18 protein-coding genes are annotated in these 17065 nt (G+C 40.2%); 9 read left to right on the plus strand and 9 right to left on the minus strand.

Annotated features, from left to right (window positions below; translation table 11 throughout):
* Positions 1-284 (plus strand): hypothetical protein (locus M595_RS30965; protein WP_023064490.1); only part of this gene is annotated, 284 nt, incomplete at its 5' end.
* Between the two features lie 29 nt (positions 285-313).
* On the opposite strand, the gene M595_RS02635 is transcribed toward M595_RS30965, so the two are convergent.
* The 3 genes from M595_RS02635 to holA form a co-directional block, all read right to left on the minus strand.
* On the minus strand, positions 314-898 hold the full coding sequence (locus tag M595_RS02635) for an endonuclease dU (protein WP_023064551.1): 585 nt from the start codon (positions 896-898) through the stop codon (positions 314-316).
* Between the two features lie 6 nt (positions 899-904).
* Entirely contained in the window at positions 905-1918 is a 1014-nt protein-coding gene (locus M595_RS02640; protein ID WP_023064599.1) for a hypothetical protein, read from the minus strand.
* 127 nt (positions 1919-2045) lie between these two features.
* Complete coding sequence (holA, locus tag M595_RS02645) at positions 2046-3041, minus strand: DNA polymerase III subunit delta (protein ID WP_023064526.1); 996 nt, start codon at positions 3039-3041, stop codon at positions 2046-2048.
* Positions 3042-3116: 75 nt separating this feature from the next.
* Between holA and M595_RS02650 the strand changes: the two genes are divergently transcribed.
* The 4 genes from M595_RS02650 (at position 3117) to M595_RS02665 (ending at position 6886) form a co-directional block, all read left to right on the plus strand.
* The gene (locus tag M595_RS02650; protein WP_375339229.1) at positions 3117-3854 is read left to right on the plus strand and encodes a DUF1868 domain-containing protein; all 738 of its coding nucleotides are present in this window, start codon (positions 3117-3119) and stop codon (positions 3852-3854) included.
* 21 nt (positions 3855-3875) lie between these two features.
* The gene (locus M595_RS02655) at positions 3876-4829 is read left to right on the plus strand and encodes a DNA cytosine methyltransferase (protein ID WP_023064539.1); all 954 of its coding nucleotides are present in this window, start codon (positions 3876-3878) and stop codon (positions 4827-4829) included.
* 26 nt (positions 4830-4855) lie between these two features.
* A complete protein-coding gene (locus tag M595_RS02660) occupies positions 4856-5470 on the plus strand; it encodes a cobalt-precorrin-8X methylmutase (protein WP_023064552.1) in 615 nt (204 codons plus the stop codon).
* A 126-nt stretch (positions 5471-5596) separates the two neighbouring features.
* Positions 5597-6886: a bifunctional cobalt-precorrin-7 (C(5))-methyltransferase/cobalt-precorrin-6B (C(15))-methyltransferase gene (locus M595_RS02665; protein WP_023064499.1), complete on the plus strand. Its 1290-nt coding sequence runs from the start codon at positions 5597-5599 to the stop codon at positions 6884-6886.
* A gap of 14 nt (positions 6887-6900) precedes the next feature.
* Here the strand turns inward: M595_RS02665 and M595_RS02670 are convergent, their stop codons facing one another.
* Positions 6901-8406, minus strand: a complete 1506-nt coding sequence (locus M595_RS02670) for a diguanylate cyclase domain-containing protein (RefSeq protein WP_023064597.1) — start codon at positions 8404-8406, stop codon at positions 6901-6903.
* Positions 8407-8618: 212 nt separating this feature from the next.
* Here M595_RS02670 and msrA point away from each other — a divergent pair, with 212 nt between their 5' ends.
* Positions 8619-9287, plus strand: a complete 669-nt coding sequence (msrA, locus tag M595_RS02675) for a peptide-methionine (S)-S-oxide reductase MsrA (protein WP_023064590.1) — start codon at positions 8619-8621, stop codon at positions 9285-9287.
* A gap of 104 nt (positions 9288-9391) precedes the next feature.
* Here msrA and galT read toward each other — a convergent pair whose 3' ends face one another.
* The 3 genes from galT to M595_RS02690 form a co-directional block, all read right to left on the minus strand.
* Positions 9392-10459: a galactose-1-phosphate uridylyltransferase gene (gene galT / locus M595_RS02680; protein ID WP_040483481.1), complete on the minus strand. Its 1068-nt coding sequence runs from the start codon at positions 10457-10459 to the stop codon at positions 9392-9394.
* Between the two features lie 77 nt (positions 10460-10536).
* On the minus strand, positions 10537-11571 hold the full coding sequence (locus M595_RS02685) for a DUF2891 domain-containing protein (protein WP_023064478.1): 1035 nt from the start codon (positions 11569-11571) through the stop codon (positions 10537-10539).
* A 127-nt stretch (positions 11572-11698) separates the two neighbouring features.
* Entirely contained in the window at positions 11699-13018 is a 1320-nt protein-coding gene (locus tag M595_RS02690) for an MFS transporter (RefSeq protein ID WP_023064481.1), read from the minus strand.
* A gap of 125 nt (positions 13019-13143) precedes the next feature.
* Between M595_RS02690 and M595_RS02695 the strand changes: the two genes are divergently transcribed.
* The 3 genes from M595_RS02695 to M595_RS02705 all read left to right on the plus strand — a co-directional run bounded on the left by M595_RS02695 (position 13144) and on the right by M595_RS02705 (position 15753).
* Positions 13144-14670 carry a DEAD/DEAH box helicase gene (locus M595_RS02695; protein ID WP_023064574.1) on the plus strand — a complete coding sequence of 509 codons (1527 nt, stop codon included), beginning with the start codon at positions 13144-13146 and terminating at the stop codon, positions 14668-14670.
* A 131-nt stretch (positions 14671-14801) separates the two neighbouring features.
* Entirely contained in the window at positions 14802-15020 is a 219-nt protein-coding gene (locus M595_RS02700) for a hypothetical protein (protein ID WP_023064522.1), read from the plus strand.
* A gap of 268 nt (positions 15021-15288) precedes the next feature.
* On the plus strand, positions 15289-15753 hold the full coding sequence (locus tag M595_RS02705) for an EF-hand domain-containing protein (protein WP_023064510.1): 465 nt from the start codon (positions 15289-15291) through the stop codon (positions 15751-15753).
* Positions 15754-15931: 178 nt separating this feature from the next.
* On the opposite strand, the gene M595_RS02710 is transcribed toward M595_RS02705, so the two are convergent.
* Both M595_RS02710 and M595_RS02715 read right to left on the minus strand, forming a co-directional pair.
* Positions 15932-16348, minus strand: a complete 417-nt coding sequence (locus M595_RS02710; RefSeq protein WP_023064598.1) for a hypothetical protein — start codon at positions 16346-16348, stop codon at positions 15932-15934.
* A 91-nt stretch (positions 16349-16439) separates the two neighbouring features.
* Entirely contained in the window at positions 16440-17003 is a 564-nt protein-coding gene (locus M595_RS02715; RefSeq protein WP_023064548.1) for a Uma2 family endonuclease, read from the minus strand.
* Between the last annotated feature and the right edge of the window lie 62 nt (positions 17004-17065).

Raw genomic sequence — 17065 nt, forward strand, 5'->3', positions numbered from 1 at the left:
CATCTTCTCAAAAAAATAATACCTACGAGTACAAATCCCCTGTCGATGATATTCCTGACCCTTGCGACTGGATACAGGAACATCATTCCCTAGCTTGTGTTGCCGAAACTCTCAATCTTCTCAACCAAACCCCAAATAACGGCATTCAAGCAGGCGAAGACTTTTCTTATACCCCTGAAGGAGAATTAGTAATTGGTGTCAAAACCCGAGATATTTTGAAAGCCCATTGTGGAGATCAGCACTGGCAATATGTGCGGAATTATTTACCTATCGAAAAAGGATAAGTTTTTGACCTCAGTTGAGTCTCTATCAATTAAGCTTGGCTGCCGCTTTCTCCTGTGATCACAGCCGCACCAATTAAATGAGCCAAACGCAGAGCTTCTGGAACTTTACCACAATCTGTCAACCGCTCTAAAGCGTGAGCGATCACCAACGGTTCTTCACCGCAAACCTGAAAAAAAAAGGGCGGATAAGCATGAATTTGACCCGCACGGCGCAAAATTTGCAGTCGTTTGTCTGCATCAGGTAAACGTCGTAGCGCCTGTTCTATCTTGCTTAAATTGGGGGGACGACGCATCACAGCAACACAAGGCCTTTCTAATCGACTCGCCAACTCCGGTAAATCGATTAAATTAAACCCTCCAAAACCAATCCCATCAATTAAAACCAGGTGCAACTGATCTAAAAACTTACCGCCAATCAGTAAGTGACAAAGGGTGTCTGTCGCATCCCACCCATCCGGTTGCACTTGTCCCCAAACCACCCCCTCAAAGCGAGTTCCGCCACAAACGACACCTGCAATGGAGACAGGTTCACCGCTATGGCGCTCAAAGGGAGCATCATCAAAACCAATTACCCGAATGACACGATTGAGTTTAAGTAGGGTTTCGAGGTTCACTTGTCCCTATTGGGGCGCACCTGCGGCGCGTTGAAGGGCAATTTCACGGTTGGCTTGGTATTCCGTAACTTTTTGTTGAGCGGTTTGATAGTTGTCACTCGACTCGGGAACCTGTCCCATCAGTTCCGAGGCTTGTCTCCATTGGCTGGCGACGTTCTCCCACTCAGTTCGAGATTGAGCCGTTTGAGCCAGGTTTGCCGCACTAATTGCAGTCCGAACCGCTTCCGCCCACGGATCAGCAGCAGGGGTTTCTGCGGTGGGAGGGGGTTCAGAAGTTTCAGGGGTTAAGGTTTCGACTTCTTCAGACTCAGAATCTCCGCCACTTAGAAAAGGAAGGGGATAAATCCCACTCAAGTGTAAACCGGCAACGGCGGCGATCGCCAACAAAATCAGCAGTCCGACAAACAGCAGTATTTTACCCTTATTGTCTGACTGGACTGGTTGGGGTTCTGCTTCTAAGTCGTCGTCTAAGTCGTCGTCTTCTTCCGGGTTGTAGTTCACCCCGATATTGTCATCAATGTCTTCTTCGTCAATACTTTCATCATCAAAATCATAGTATTCAGCCTCCTCGTCAGAAACGATCACATCTTCGGGAAGCACTTCTTCAGGAATATCATCTTCGTTCAAATAGTCCTCCTCATCCTGATCAATTGCAAGCTGTGGTACAGGAGGAATCAATTCTTCCTCAAAGTCCAATGATTCTTCGGGAAAGTCTTTGAGAATAATTTGATCTTCCCAAGCGGGTAAATCATCCCCAAATTCTCGTCCGTAAATTTTGACGGTGTGTACAGAGTCAATGTCCAGCTTTTTCATCCCGTTCTCAATAAAGCTGACTAAGGCTTTTTGATGATTGGGGACTTGTTCGCCTTCAAGCATGACATGAAGACAGTCATTCTCCCGCATGACATCGGCGCTAATGCCTTTCGGTTTCAGGGAATGGTTGATCGCCGTGGCGATCGCTTTGGGATCACCTTGTTTAGCGAGTTGTTTAGGGAGGTCGCGTTGGTTTTCGTCTGGCATGGCTATCCCTGTGTTGGGGTAACTGGCAATTCAATGATACTATCTGTTTTTGTAAGCTGTGTAACCTGATTTGGCAAGACACTCAAAGGGTCGAACCGAGTGGGAAATGTCATAATGATCCCAGTGTCTAACCTCTACTTGGAGATTGAAATAGGGTACACAGAGCGATTACGTGGGTTTGTAAGGTTGAGATTTCATCAGCACCGCGTTTGAGTTGGGTTTCTAACTCTAACAATAGCGGTAAGGTGGACTGGAGTTGTAGAACTGAAAGTGATTGTACCTCTTGACGCAGAAAATAGATGCGCTTAGGATTACCAATTTCTGCGGCAATGGCTATTTCTCGCTCATCTTTGACTCGCCGATCAATCATCAATTTCACCCACAACCAAGTCCGAAATTGACCCACCAATGTAGCCACAATTTTGAGTGAGGGTTCGTTGTGATCGATCAAAGCTGCTATTAATTCTAAAGCCTGATCGGTATTTCCGGCTTTAATTGCTTGGGCGAGTTTGAGGCTGTTTTGAGTATTGGACTGAACTAAGGTGGCGATCGCTTCGAGTTTTAATGCTTCGGAGTTGTTTCCGGCATAGAGTTTCAGTTTTTCCAATTCGTTGTAGAGTTGTTGCGTATCGTTGCCCACGGCTTCGGCTAACAGTTGAACTCCGGGTGAGGTGAGTCTGACTCCGACTTCGGCGGCGACTTGTTTGACTCGCTGTTCGAGTTGATCGGTTTTCCAAGGCGAAATTCGCGAAAATTCTTTAACGGTGGCGTGACGTTGCAGTAGTTTGGTAGACTTTAGTCGGCCATCGGGTTTGTTGGTTGTTGTCAGTAACAGGGTTGTGGTTTCTGGAAGGACAGCAAGGGTTCGTTCTAATTCTTGTAAGACTTCCCCAGAACACTGTTGAGTGATCGATGTATTGACTAACCAAACAAAACGGTTTCCCATGCCAAACGGCGGGGTCATCGCCTGATTTAGGCCGGAAATAACAGGATTTGCCGAATCGGGTAGAATTTTGTCAAAATTGAATGTAGACCAGCTAGGATCGAGAATGGACTCGCGCAGAGCATCTACAGCTTTGGCAAGAGAAAATTCATCATCTCCCCAGTAGAGGTAAACTGGCATTGGTGACGGTTTCTGAACAAGAGGCGAAAAAGATTGGACGATACTTACCAAGTTTACGTGAATCGGGTGGCGCGGATGACGCTGCCAGAAACTTATAATTCTCAGTTAGATCACATCCAGGAGTCTCCCAAGTATAAACCACTTCCCGAGGGCGGACGTCAAGCGGTTCGGTTTCCTGGTTATACCATCATTGCACCTCCGGCTCCTGATGATCCAGACAATCGCGGTTTTTATGACGATCTGCAAGCTTGTCAGCAACAACTCGCGGAAAAATTAGATCCCCAGTTTTGGGTTCCGGTTCCCCCCGATAGTCTACACTTGACTTTAGCTGATTTGATCTGGAATGATGCTTATCGGGATGCTTGTCAAGACCCTGAGTTTGAACACAAGTTACAAGGGGCGATCGCTGAATCTTTTTCAGCTTTTAAAGCGAATTTAATCGATCAGCCGATTCGTTGGCAAGTTCTGGGAATGATTGTGATGACTCGTGCTATTGGTGTTTGTTTAGCACCCCGAGATGAAGCTTCCTATGAGGAAATTTTACAATTTCGGCGAGCTATTTATCAAAATCCGAGTTTTAGGGCTTTGGGTATTGAACAGCAATATCATTTTACTGCTCATATTACCTTTGGCTATTTTGGGACGATTCCATCGGATTTAGATCGGAACCATCTCAATACGGTTTTGTCGGATTTTAATCATCAATGGATAGACTCACCCCAAGAACTCGTCATCAAACGGGCTGAACTTCGCAAATTTGATGATATGACGAACTATTATCGCTCTGAAAGTTGGCCTGTTTTGGAGTTTTGAAGGTTTGTCTATTTGAGTCTGATGAGAGTTGTTGATTTATTTGCCGGGTGTGGAGGTTTATCACTCGGCTTACAACAGGCTGGCTTTAATATAGTCGCCGCTTTTGATCATTGGGAAAGTGCGATTAAAGTTTATCAAAAAAACTTCGCTCATCCCATTTTTTCTGGCGACCTTCAAGATGTTCAAACTGCGGTGAATTTAATCAAACCTTTTACCCCTAATATAATTGTGGGCGGGCCTCCTTGTCAAGATTTTTCCAGTGCGGGAAAACGAGATGAAAATTTAGGACGGGGTGATTTGACTCTCGCCTTTACTGATATTATTACCAGAATTCAACCCCAATGGTTTATTCTTGAAAATGTAGCCTTATTTAAAAAAAGTCGTCAATATACTCAAGCAAAAGTATTATTTAAACAGTCGGGTTATGGACTCACTGAAAAGGTTTTTGATGCGAGTTTATGCGGGGTTCCTCAAAAAAGAAAGCGGTTTTTCTGGGTGGGAGAACTTCACGGAAAAGATAATCGTTTTTTGAGTTATTTTGAATCAAAATTATCCTCAAAACCAACAACGGTTCGAGATTATTTGGGGGATAAATTGGGATTAAACTATTATTACAGACATCCTAGAAGTTATCAACGTCGAGGAATATTTAGCATTGACGAACCCAGTCCAACTGTTAGGGGGGTTAACCGTCCTATTCCGAAAACCTACAAAAAACATCCCAAAGATCCGGTAGAAATCACTCCGAATATTCGTCCGTTAACCACAATAGAAAGAAGCTATATTCAGACTTTCCCCGAAACGTTTATTTTTGAGGGTTCTAAAACCGATCTCGAACAAATGATCGGAAATGCTGTTCCGGTTAAATTGGCGGAATTTGTGGGAAAATGTATGATTGAGTCAGTAGAAAACAGTCACTTCAAAATATCTAAACCAGAAAGCGACTATCAGCAACTCTCACTCAATTTAACTTAATTTATAACTTAAGATTTGACTGAACTATGATTCAACAACTCGATGGAACAATCACTCAAAAATCCTTTGAAATCATTGATCGTGAAATCGGCGAACATTCCTTTACAGCAAACGAATATGCGATCGTTCGTCGAGCCATTCACGCTACCGCAGACTTTGAACTCGCCCAACTGATTCGTTTTAGTCCAGGTGCAATTGAGCAGGGAATTGCCAGCATAGCTAATCGTAAGCCTATTATTACAGATGTCAGCATGGTCAAGCAAGGAATTGCCGGAATGATCGCCAAAACCTTTCAAAATCCCCTGATTTGCGCCATTGAACACGTCTCAAACCCCCTTCCCGGCAAAACCCGCACCGAAACCGGACTCTTAAAGGTTGCAGAAGAATTTCCTGATGGAATTTTTGTGATTGGTAACGCGCCAACTGCTTTATTATCGTTATGTTCACAGGTGAGTCAAGGTTTGGTTAAACCGTCGTTAATTATTGGTGTTCCTGTCGGGTTTGTTTCTGTTGTAGAATCAAAAAAGGTACTGGCTCAAACTTCGATTCCCCAAATTAGAATAGAAGGGCGAAAAGGGGGATCTCCTGTTGCTGCGGCGATTTTAAATGCTTTAATGGTGTTGGCGTTTTGTAACGGATAGGTTAATGCTAGGTTTTTTGGATTTATGCTTTTTGTAAACGGATATTCTAACGGATGGGTTGATGTTTGGTGATTTTGGGTTTATGCTTTTTTAACGGATATGGTAACGGATGGCTAGTGAGATAAATTGACGATACAGGTGGTTGGAATTGGTTTGGATGGAGAAGCAGGACTAAGCGAGTCTGTGCGACAAATTGTTGATCAAGCAACAGTTTTAGTAGGAAGTGATCGCCATCTTCGTTATTTTCCTAATCATCGAGCATCTCGAATAATACTACAAGATTTAACCGAAACTTTAGTTGAAATTCAGCAATATTTACTAGCCTTTGAAACAAATACGCCAGACATTGATCCGATTGTCGTTGTGTTGGTATCTGGTGATCCGCTATTCTTTGGGTTAGGACGGTTATTATTAGCAAAATTTCCCCCGGAAAAATTAACTTTTCATCCTCATATAAGTTCAATTCAATTGGCATTTAATCGGGTAAAAGTTCCTTGGCAGGATGCTCAGATTATTAGTACACATGGACGTTCTTTTGATCAACTGACTCAAGCCCTACAACAAGGAGCAGAAAAAATTGCCATTCTCACAGATACTACTTATCATACCCCAAATGCGATCGCTTGTCTACTATCTTCTCTGGATTTAGCAACCGCTTATCAGTTTTGGGTTTGTGAAAATTTGGGGGGGACGGATGAGCGAGTTCAACACTGGTCATTTGCGGCTATTTCGACTCAGAAATTTGCGCCATTAAATGTGGTTGTGTTGTTAAGAGAGTCTAGTGTTTCTCGGAGTTTAGATTTATCTCAAGTTCCGTTTTTAGGAATACCAGACTCTTTGTTTTGTAGTTTTAGCGATCGCCCTGGGCTAATGACCAAACGAGAAGTGAGAACGTTAATATTAGGAGAACTAGCATTACAACCGGAGCAAATTATTTGGGATATTGGGGCGGGAACAGGTTCAGTTTCGATAGAAATTGCGCGTTTATTTCCGAGTTCTACGCTATATTCGGTGGAAAAAACTGCCGCCGGAACAGCATTAATTGAGCAGAATAGAGAACGATTTAAAACTCATAATGTGATTTCAATTCATGGGGAAGCACCTGCTATTTTGCATCGTTTACGCGCCCCTCACCGGATTTTTATTGGCGGAAGTGGAGGAAACTTAGAGGAAATTTTAGGGTTATCTAGTCTGCGGCTAATTTCAGGAGGAGTCATTGTTTTAGCTTTGGCGACATTAGAACATTTGAATTTAGCCCTCAGTTGGTTAGAAGAACGAATTAGAGTTGAACCTACTTGGCGCTATCAGTTGTTACAAGTTCAGTTATCCCGTTCAGTTCCGATTAGCAATTTAACTCGATTTTCTCCTTTAAATCCGGTGACGATTATCACTATTCATCATCTCCCTAATCTTTAAAGATTTAGAGCGTTTTATAATGATGTTGCAATTGCACAATTACGACCTTTATTTTTAGCTTTATAAAGAGCTTCATCAGCAACTCGAATTAAAGTTTTGGGGGAAAGCTCTAAATGAGGAATGGTAGTGGAAACTCCTAAACTCACGGTTACAAAAGAATCTACAGTAGATTTTGCATGAAGAATTTTGAGCTTTTTAACTGCTTGGCGGATTAAATTTGCAACTTTTAAACCTCCAATTAATGTAGTATTGGGTAAAACAATCACAAATTCTTCGCCACCATAACGAGCGACTAAATCCGCCGGACGCCTTGCTGCTCGGGAAATCGCTTGAGCAATTTCTTTTAAACAATTATCGCCGGCTGGATGTCCATAAAAATCATTATAAAGTTTGAAACAATCGACATCACATAAAATTAGAGATAAAGGTTGTTTTTCACGAGCGAGTCGTTTCCATTCTCGTTCCAAATATTCATCAAAATAACGACGATTAGCAATTTGAGTCAGACCATCAATTTTAGCTAAACGTTCTAATTCTATGTAAGCAGTTCGTAAGGCTTCTTCTGCTTTTTTCTGTAGAACTAAAGCCCCCAGTTGCGCCGCCACTCCACTCACCAGTTTGATCACATGAGGATTGGCTAATATTGCCTCTTTTTTAAAAAAGACCAACACGGCTAAAAAATTGTTACCAAACATCATGGGTACTGCAAAAGCTGCTTTTAATCCTATTTTTTTAGCCATTTGAAAGCGAACAAATATTTCCTCAGATTCTAAGGAAATATCCTCAATCCACTCAGAGTTTTGAGAGAACCATACCCGCCCAACTAATCCTACATTGGAAGCAAACTCTAACTTCATACTATACTTTTGAAATTCTTGAATTAACCCATCTGTACAACAATGAATTTGACTAGCTTTGTAAACGATGACAGAATCTTTAGGAATCCAAGCCTCTCCATAGTCCCAATTAATCGCCTGACAAACTTCAGCCAAAGTGACTTCCAAAGCGGTTTCAAAATCCCAGGCTTCACTGACCGCTTGAGTCATTTTTAATAAGAACTGAATTTCTGCTTCTGCTTTTTGGCGATCGCGAATTTCTTGTTTAAGTTGTTGATTTTGTTTGATTAAAAGTTGTTTTTGTCGCTTAATTGTCAATTGATTTTTTACTCGTGCTAGCACTTCATCCACTTGAAAAGGTTTAGTAATGTAGTCATTTCCTCCGACTTGAAAGCTTTTTACTTTATCAAAAGTGGTTTCAAGCGCACTAATAAAAATCACAGGAATTTCACAAGTTTCGGGGTTGGCCTTGAGTTGACGACAAACTTCATAGCCGCTCATGTCAGGCATTTTGATATCTAAAAGAATGAGATCGGGTAAACTAACTTTAACAGTTTCTAATGCAATCGATCCGCTCCGGGCTTTTCTAACTTGATATCCTCTCTGGCTGAGTAAAGTTGATAGCATTCGGAGATTATTAAGATGATCATCAATGATCAAAATATTTACTGAATCTTCAGACATATTTTTGTTAAATTTATACTACACAGTAAAGCTCTATTATTGATATTTTCTCAAACAATCTCGTTTTCTTCCCACAAAACAGAATATTAACAGCTTACTCACCCAGTTTGATGAATTTTGCCCACTTTACCATTGACGGATGATCAGGGCTGCGATTTTCTATACAATGTTAAGTAAGATTAAGTAGTCATGCAAATACTGAATTAAAACTTATGGGACTATTTGGATTTAACAAAAAAGTGGCGATGCCGAAGCCAGAAGATGCTCTACCCGGACGTTCGCAACCGATGCCAGTACCGGAGAATCACTTCGTCAATGGCAACCCTCTACAACCTCCCTATCCCGAAAACATGGAAAAGGCAATGTTTGGGATGGGTTGCTTTTGGGGTGCTGAACGCAAATTTTGGCAGCAACCGGGGATTTATATCACGGCTGTCGGTTATGCAGCAGGAGCCACGCCTAACCCAACTTACCAAGAGGTTTGTACAGGTTTAACGGGTCATAATGAGGTGGTGTTGGTGGTTTATGATCCGAATGTGATCAGTTTTGAAAAGTTGCTGAAAGTGTTCTGGGAAAGCCATAATCCGACTCAAGGAATGCGTCAAGGCAATGATGTCGGAACTCAGTATCGCTCTGGAATTTATGTCTATTCTGACAAGCAACGAAGCGCTGCGGAAGCCTCACGGGATGCCTATCAGCAGGAGCTTTCTAAGTCAGGATATGGAGAAATTACAACTGAGATTATCGAAGCTCCTGAGTTGTATTTTGCTGAAAGTTATCATCAGCAATACTTGGCAAAAAATCCGAATGGATATTGTGGTTTGGGTGGAACAAAAGTTCAGTTACCTGAATCAACGGCTGCGTTTTCTGTAGAGAGTTAACGATTTCACGGGGGCGGGTTTACCAAAATGTTTTTACAAAAAATCTAAATAAACCCGCCTTTATTGTGAGGAATGAATGATTTACTTACATATTTTTGAAGGAGTTAATGTCGCAGATAAACTAAATTATCATTATTAAAATCATCATCATCAGAATTTTCATCATGGGGAATCGTAACGTTTCGCAAAAATTCTGCACTTTCTTCAGGTAAAGCGGTATTAATATACATTCCACTGCCTAACTCAAACCCGGCTGATAGCGAAACTCGTGGCACAACAGCAATATACCAATGAAAATATTCTGCATACTTATCAGAAGTTGGAATAGAGCGAATTGTATAGTTGTAATCTGGATTTTGTAACCCATAATAAAGTTTTGCTAAAACGACTTTGAGAGTTCGAGATAAATCGGTAATTTCTCCATTCGTAATCTCATCAAAAGAGGAAGAATGACGACGGGGAAAAATCCAAATATGAAAGGGAGAAAGAGCCGCATAGGGAATAAAGGCGACAAAATATTGACTCTCGAAAACAATCCGTTCTTGGGTGTTTAGTTCCTCTTGTAAGGTATGACAAAAAATACATTCTCCAGTATCATCGTAATAGCGAATTGCTTCTTGAGTGCGATCGCGCCATTGATAAGGTACAATAGGTAAAGCAGCAATTTGGGAGTGAGGATGTTCCAGAGATGTACCTGCTCCTCGTCCATGATTTTTAAAAATTACAATGGTTTCAATTCGAGAATCTTGACGTAAATCTGAGTATCTTTTCCGGTAAACTCGGAGAATACTTGAAATGTCTTCAATACTCATTAAAGCGGTGGTTAAATCATGGCGAGAATGTTCAATAATGACTTCGTGACAACCGACACCCGATAAGGAGCGAAAAATACCGTCAATATTTCTAATTCGTTCTCCAGTTTGAGATAAAGCAGGATATTTATTACCCACAACTCGTACTTTCCAATCACTTCCTACGCCTTCACAAAGTCGCAAAGATTCAGGGGTTCCGGTTAGATGTTCGTTACCCAAACAAAACGGACAATCTGAACGATACACAGGAATTTTCAGAGTGGGGATTTCATTTTGAGTAAATTCATGGGGACGTTTTGCTCGTTCAGTGGCAATAATCACCCAATCTCTTGTAATCAAATTTTGTCTTAACTCAGTCATAAAATTAGATAGAGAAAGAAAAGTTATTAAATTAGAATTCTGCAATCAGACTTCAGTTTCAGAATTCTGAGAAAATCTTAATGATTGTGCATTGGTAATCCTCGCTTTGTCGTCAGGTAAATCGCAAAACTGCCTAACCAATGACTCCCACTGTAGTCAACCGCAGAGACTAAATTTAAACCGATTTCTCGATGCACCCAAGCAACGGCTTCTAGGGCGGGTATACGAGCATCAGAACTTGGTAATTTTGAAATAATACCTTCTAACATCCAAGCCCGACTTAAGTTTAAACCATCAAAATGAGATTGGGCATAATCGTGGGGATTTTCTACAGAAAGAGGCGGCAACCAATCGGTTTGTTTTTCAGTGGGAAGTTTAGGTAAAAACTGAGTTAACCAAGTGGCAAAAGCATCCGGAGAAAGAAGGCGTCGCATTAAGTCGGCTTCGGCTAATGTTGGTGAGAGAAAATCATATCCCCAGGGTTCTAAATGTAGAGGATGATTACAATCATTGAGATAAAATTGACGGATTTTTTGCTCAATTTCTGGGATTAAAGTGGGGTGATGAGCGCTTGCCCAATCCCAAATTAAACCGAAAGCAAATGCTGTTTGAGCGTGGCTACCTGTACGGTTAGGATAGGATAAATTTTGCCACCATTTTTGTAGATTTTGGACAGCAACGGTTTCTAAGGGTTGGAGAATTTCCAGCCATTTTTTGCCTTGAATATCTTGCCATTCTCTTAATTCACTGGTGAGTTGTAAAAGCCATACTAAACCGTAAGGACATTCAAACCGAGGCTGAGATTGTAAATGGTTAACTTCGGTGTTAATCTGTTCAGAGGTAATATTTTGGGCAATTGCTTCTCGGGCTGTCTGATTAAATGAAGCATGAGGAAATAAATGGATTAACCGCACAAGCATCCAATGATTATGAACGGCTGAATGCCAGTCTAAACAGCCATAAAATGCCGGAGTGAGTTGGCGATGAGGAATAAAATCTTCACCATTGTCTAGCCAATATAATTGAACGTGTGGATATTCTCGCAAGACACATCCCAAAGCAAACTGGGCAAATTGACTCGCCATTTTGAGGTCAAGTTGATCGGGTTTCACAGCAGAAAATGGGGTAACTTGAACTGAGAAACAAAAGATGAGAGGTTTTAAGTTTAAATCCTAACCTAAAATTTCCAAATTATCAGTAATTGTCACACTTCTTTTCAAAGATAAACTCTAAATTTACTTAATTTAAAGGACTGGCTGCTTTTGCGGCTTTGGCTTGTTCGACATTAACACCTGCTAAAATGATTAAACCCAGAATAAAGAAAATAATTAAGGAGAGAATAGAAGTGCGGGCGGTTCCTGTAATTTGACGAATTAAAGCAAAAACTAATGGCCCAATAATTGCTGATCCTTTATTAAAAACTGAGTAAAATCCATAAAATTCAGCCGCAGCGTGAACGGGAATAATTGAACCATAAAAAGATCGACTCAGAGATTGAGATCCGCCTTGAACTAATCCGACAATTCCCCCTAAGATAAAATATTCAGTTGGGGTGGTCAAAAAGTAAGCATAAATCACCACAAATGACCAACCCACTAAACTCACCATTAAGGCTTTTTTAGCGGATATTTTCTCGGCTAACTTACTAAATGCCAATGCACCTCCAACACTCACAAACTGAATGACTAACAAGGTAATCATCAAAACATTTGTTGAGAATTTTAATTCTTCAGTTCCATAAATTGTTGCCATGACAACAACAGTTTGAATACCATTATTATAAATCATATAGGCAATCAAAAAGGATAATAACTGTTTAAAATATTGCAGTTTTCTCAGGGTAACAACAGTTCTAATCAGTCCCACTTTTAGATAAGCAATTCCAGAGGGAAGATGACGATATTCTACAGGTAATCTCTCCAGTGTAGGGGCTTCTTTAAGATACAAAAAGGTAAAAATTGAAAAGCCACCCCACCAGAATCCCGCCATTAAAATTGCTAATCTAGCCGCCAGTTCAGCAGAAATTCCTAAAGCTTGATGTCCTGCAATTAACCCGAGTGAAAGGGCAAATTGTAACCCTCCTCCGACATAACCATAAGCAAATCCTTTCCCTGAAATCCAATCCATTTGATCTTCAGAAGCTAGACTGGGTAGGAAAGCATCATAAAAAATGTTAGCACTCACAAAACAGACTTGAGCAATGAGAAGTAAAATGATAGTCTGAACTAAATCCCCGGCTTGTGAAAAGAATAATAAACAAGTCGCAAAACTGCCACTATAGCAAAATGCCATGAGAAACTTCTTTTTAGAAGCTGAGAAGTCTGAAATCGCTCCCATCACCGGAGCAATTAAAAAAACAATAAAAGCTGATAAACTAATCAGAAATCCCCAAATTGTGGTTGCACTATAAAGGGTTCCACCAAAGGAAATCCCCCCTTTCGGCACGACAACAGCAGCGAAATAGGCGGGTAATACAGCAACAACAACAGTGGTGATATAGGCAGAATTTGCCCAGTCATACATCAGCCAGCCGAAAATTTGCTTTTGATTGTTAGACATCGTTAAATTTAGTGTTAATCATTAAAATAGATGTTTAAGTCACAGATTACTCCGCCGTAAAACGACGGAGCCTGCTGTGACCGTTGGTCAATTCTTTCCACCCTTCACTGATAGCGATAAATCTTATGCCTCGCACTCCAATTTTATCCTTTGATCGCGGTACCCTGATTTTGCATCCTCCTCCAAAAGGAAAAGCCTGGATTGACTTTGCAACTTGGGATGATCGGGTAGAAAAATTTCGCATTCCGGCAATTTATTATCGTTCTTTAATCAAATCATTAGAAGCTGAAAATGTCAATTTTGTTGATCAGGCGGAAGATTTTAAATCTTTGGAATTTGTTCCGAGCGTGGAGATGAAACCCTATACTCATCAACAGGAAGCTTTAACAGCATGGCAACAAGCCCAAAGTCAAGGAGTGGTAATTTTGCCAACGGCTTCGGGAAAAACTTATCTGGCTCAAATGGCAATGCAAGCGACATCAAACAGCACTTTAATTGTTGTTCCGACTTTGGATTTAATGCACCAATGGTATGCTCATTTAAAGGCGGCTTTTCCGGATTTGGAGATTGGTTTATTAGGGGGAGGTTCACGAGATAAAACCCCGATTTTAGTGGCAACTTATGATAGTGCAACGATTCATGCTGAGACAATTGGGAATAAATATGGGTTGTTAGTGTTTGATGAATGTCATCATTTACCCACGGATTTTTATCGGGTTATTGCTGAATATGCAATTGCTCCTTATCGTTTGGGTTTAACGGCAACTCCAGATCGTTCGGATGGAAAACATAGTGATTTACATTATTTAATTGGGCCTAATGTTTATCATAAAACACCGGAACAACTTGCCGGAGTTGCATTGGCTGAACATAAAAATGTCCAGATTTTCGTGCGCCTTTCTCCACAAGAACAGAAGGTTTATCAGGAGCAAATTAAGATTAGAAATGATTTCCTTAAAGACAATAAGATTAGATTGGGGAGTTTAGAAGGCTGGAAAAATTTTGTGATGATTAGTTCGCGCTCTCCAACGGGAAGACGGGCGATGTTAGCCCATCGTCAAGCGAAAGAAATTGCACTGTGTACTGAGGGAAAACTGCGAGTATTGACAAATTTACTCTCTCAACATTATCCAGAACGAATCTTGATTTTTACCGGGGATAATGCGACTGTTTATCGGATTTCTCAGGATTTTTTAATTCCAGCAATTACTCATCAAACTCCGGTTAAAGAACGTCATCAAATCTTATCTAAGTTTCGCCAAGGAGAATATAAAACTTTAGTGGCGTCTCATGTGTTGAATGAAGGGGTTGATGTTCCTGACGCTCGGATTGCAATTATTTTATCGGGAACGGCTTCCCAACGAGAATATATTCAACGTTTAGGGCGTGTTTTACGAAAGGGAAGTAAAGCCAATAAACAGGCTATTTTGTATGAAGTTGTGACTGAAAATACAGCCGAAGAACGAACATCACAACGGCGAAAAGGTCAGAACAAGTATTCAGTTGATCAGAATAAATATCAATCCCAACCTCAACAGTTAGAACTGCTAAAATATGGAACAAAACCCCAACCGACAAAACGAGCTGCGGAATCTTCTGGAAAGTGGGGAGAAGATCATCCTAAATCACCCGGAAACAAAGAAGAAGAATGAATTTTGAAAGACTTTTTAAGTTTTCTTGTATTTTGAACCTTGATGCGATAAGATAACTATTAATATAAAACTCCAGTTTGAACTTTACGGTTTCCAAAATAAGTAGGATTGTGATCGCTAACAGAAAATCAATGTCTATCTCAAAACAAGAAGCAAAACAAAAACTTGAACGTTTAATTTTTTATGATGAGTCTTCCTCTGAGTGGGTTCAGGATGTTTGGGATATGAGTCCAACATTAGGAGAAGGTGCTGCAAAATTAGTAGAAGCTTTTGATTCGTTAATTGATTATTGTCCTGAAGCTCAACTTGAAAAAATGTTACAAACTTTATACAAAGATCATCTAGAGTAATCTCACCCCAATGTCATGTAAGAGACGGGTTAACCGCACAACAAGTGCTGGTGATGTCTAAATGGATAGTCTTCCGTCGGATAGTTGTTCTCCTGGCTTCTAGATGACTGAGGAAAGGGAAACTTAGACGAACCCCCTCAAACCTATGAGTCAGAAGGAAAGTGAAATCCCACAAAGCAGATGATATTGGGTTAACTCAGGGAATTGAGGAATGTTTGTGATAAACTCCTTAGCTGTAAGGAAATAGTCAGTTGAACAAATAGGAAGAATGAATTCTGAAGGTTTTGGATTTGAGGTATCAGAGGCGGCAAAAGAGCTACTTTCTCCTGAGAAATTAGAACAACTCAAACAATCCTTTGCTCAAATTGATAGCAATCACGATGGTAAAATCGTGCTAGAGGAATATTTGCAATATCTGCTAGAGCAAGAGAAAGAAAAGTTAATCAAGCAGTTTAAACACCTTGATGCGAATCAAGATGGCTGTATTGAGTTTGAAGAATTTTTGATGGCAATAGAGCCAGATTATAATATTCTCAAAAAATTTCGAGAATTTGATACAGATGGCGATGGTTTACTGTCATTTCAGGAAGCATTAAAAATTGCTGATCAGTTGTATTTACCTGTGGAGACAGAGGAACTCAAAGTTCTTTTACAGCAAGCCGATCAAAATGGAGATGAACAAGTTACCTTTTATGAATTTTTAGGAGCCATTATCCAGTTTGGTTTCCAATAGTTTGTCTGATCGGTTTATCTGGGTTCGAGAGTATTTTTTATTGAATTAACGAAGAACTCAGATGATCCTAGCCAACTCAATACATTGCTTGAACATTTGCTTGGGTTGGCTGACTCTATATTGATTCAAATTGAACCCAAACTGATCAAGACTCACAATGAATAAAGACATCAAGAGATTAATTTTTAGAGGCGAGAATTTGAGAGAGTTCAGCGTGCATAAACGCAATATCTGGATCGCGTTGAATCGCTTCAAAATAGCGTTTTTCTCGAACATTTCCATTTTCTGAAGGGCGAAGCAAAACTTGAGCTTCTTCTAAGAGGTGATTGACTTGTTGTAGAGTAACTGGCTCATCTTTCGCTGCCATCACTTCATCAATTTGAGCGATTAATTGAGAAAAGGGACGCAACCAACTAAACATTTCGTCTCCAAGCACCAGTTGAAAAAATTCTCCCCGAGAACGAATTGGGCCATTAACTTTTTCGTACTCAATTTTTTCAGATTCTAACAGTGCTTTATGAAGGCGTAATAGTTTAGTTCGTACATTCCGCAAACGCCTAAAGGGAAAATCGAGAGAAGCAGGATTTGAAGACATTGATCAAAATTGCGGTTGCTACTTAATCTATTGTGTCATATGAAGCTGATTTTTGAAAGACAACCTCGCTACGGATTGAGAAAAACAATCTTTATTCTAACAACCAATCAAAGACTTGACCTAACGTGAGTTGTAGTTCATGGGCAAACTCAGGAACTGGAAGTAGTTGTTCGGGTTCATCAAAGACTGCGGGTGCTTGTGTGGGAAGATAAACAAATATTGTTTTTTCTTCTGGGTCAATTAACCAGCCCATTTGAGTTTCAAATTTAAAACAATTTAAGATTTTTTTCGTTACTTTTGTTTGACTTTGATTAGGTGAAAGGATTTCAATAATCCAATCTGGAGCTAATGGAAATATATTAGCGATTTCACCTCTTTCATCACGAGATATTCGACTCTGTATAAATACAGAAATATCTGGTACTATTGAGCTTTGACTAAACGTACATCGCAACTCTGAAAAAGCCCTAGCAATTTTTTGTGGTTTTAATACAGTATTAATTGCAGTTGATAATTCGGTTTGAATAGTGCTATGTTTTCCTTGTGGCATTGGTTTTTGAATAATCTCTCCATCAATATACTCACTTGCAGGTTCAGTTTCTTCTAACTGTATAAATTCATCTAGCGTTATTTTTTTTGTCTGTATTTGTACCATTTTTATTATTGATTTAATTTCAAAAAGGTGTTTTTATTTCAGTCTGAAAATGAGGTGGGCAT

The organism is Lyngbya aestuarii BL J (assembly GCF_000478195.2).
Classification (GTDB): Bacteria; Cyanobacteriota; Cyanobacteriia; order Cyanobacteriales; family Microcoleaceae; genus Capilliphycus; species Capilliphycus aestuarii.